This is a genomic window from Cobetia crustatorum (assembly GCF_000591415.1).
GTDB classification, from domain to species: domain Bacteria; phylum Pseudomonadota; class Gammaproteobacteria; order Pseudomonadales; family Halomonadaceae; genus Cobetia; species Cobetia crustatorum.
Genome location: NZ_JEMF01000111.1, coordinates 1 through 1,270, shown reverse-complemented (window position 1 = coordinate 1,270; position 1,270 = coordinate 1). Strand labels below are relative to the sequence as shown.

Genomic DNA, 1,270 nt, shown 5'->3' with positions numbered 1-1,270 from the left:
TTGAAGTGGACCCCATCCTTTGGACCACCTGACGGGTCGTCTAAGCTCGGATCAGGTCATCATCGGCGTCAGGCCGCCTGGATCAGTGGTTGAGAGAAGTACACTTCATCAGGTGTAGCATCGTCTAGCCCTTGGTGGGGCCGCTCTGTGTTGTACCAAGCGAAGTAACGCTTCAGATCCCCTCGCAAGTGGGCGCCGCTCTCGAAAGCCTTCAGATAAACGCACTCATACTTCACACTGCGCCAGAGTCGTTCCACGAATATGTTGTCCTGATAGCATCCCTTGCCGTCCATGCTGATCCGGACATCATGGGCTTCCAGAACTTCGGTGAACGACTGGCTGGTGAACTGACAGCCTTGATCTGTATTGAATATCTCGGGCTTTCCATAACACGCCAAGGCTTCCTCCAAAGCATCGATACAGAAGTCCGTATCCAGGGTGTTGGAGACCCGCCAGGCCAACACGCGACGGCTGTGCCAGTCCATGATGGCCACCAGGTACATGAACCCGCGCGCCAAAGGAATATAGGTGATATCGGTCGCCCATACCTGATTGGGGCGGTCGATGACTCGCCCCCGCAGCAAGTAAGGATAGATCCGATGTCCTGTACCTGGCCGGCTAGTGCATGGCTTCGGATAAATAGCCTGTAGTCCCATCCCGCGCATCAATCGCTGGACGCGCTTGCGGCTCACTGCGTGGCCCAAGCGATTGAGATAGGCTGACATCCTTCGTGAGCCATAGACCGGTGTGCGCAGATGTTCCGCGTCGATCAGACGCATTAACTCCAGATCATAGGCCCGTAGCGCCTTGCGCTGATAGTACATCGAGGAGCGACTGATACCGAGTAGCTGGCATTGACGTCGGAGGCTGATGCCGGGCGCTTGCGGCTCGACCATTGTCAGGCGCTGGGCCCGACTCAACGATCGAGCCTGCGTGACAAAAAATCCCGTTCCACCGTCAGCTTGCCGATCTCGCGATAGAGCGTATCGATCTCCTCCTGGGTCTTCTGGGCGGTTTTACTGGAACTTTTGCCCTCGAAGACGCCGGTGGCGTTGTCCAGCAGGTCGCGCTTCCACTGACTCACCATGGTTGGGTGGATCTCGAAGCGGGCTGCGATCTCTGACGTGGTCTGTTCCCCCTTGAGGGCAGTAAGGGCTACCTTGGCTTTGAACTCACTGCTGTACTGTCGACGTTTCCTGCTCATGATCAAGCTCTCCTGGTCGGTATGATCAGAGCTTAGCGCCTGGTCCGAATTCTGGGGTCCACTTCA

The 1,270-nt window shown here is 56.7% G+C and carries 1 protein-coding gene; it reads right to left on the bottom strand.

Annotation, left to right across the window (positions count from 1 at the left end; translation table 11 throughout):
- Positions 1 to 68: 68 nt before the first annotated feature.
- A protein-coding gene (locus BF12_RS0116920) for an IS3 family transposase (RefSeq protein WP_156941212.1) occupies positions 69 to 1,204 on the bottom strand; the annotation gives its coding sequence in 2 pieces (ribosomal slippage) (positions 69 to 931 and positions 931 to 1,204; 1,137 coding nt in all).
- Between the last annotated feature and the right edge of the window lie 66 nt (positions 1,205 to 1,270).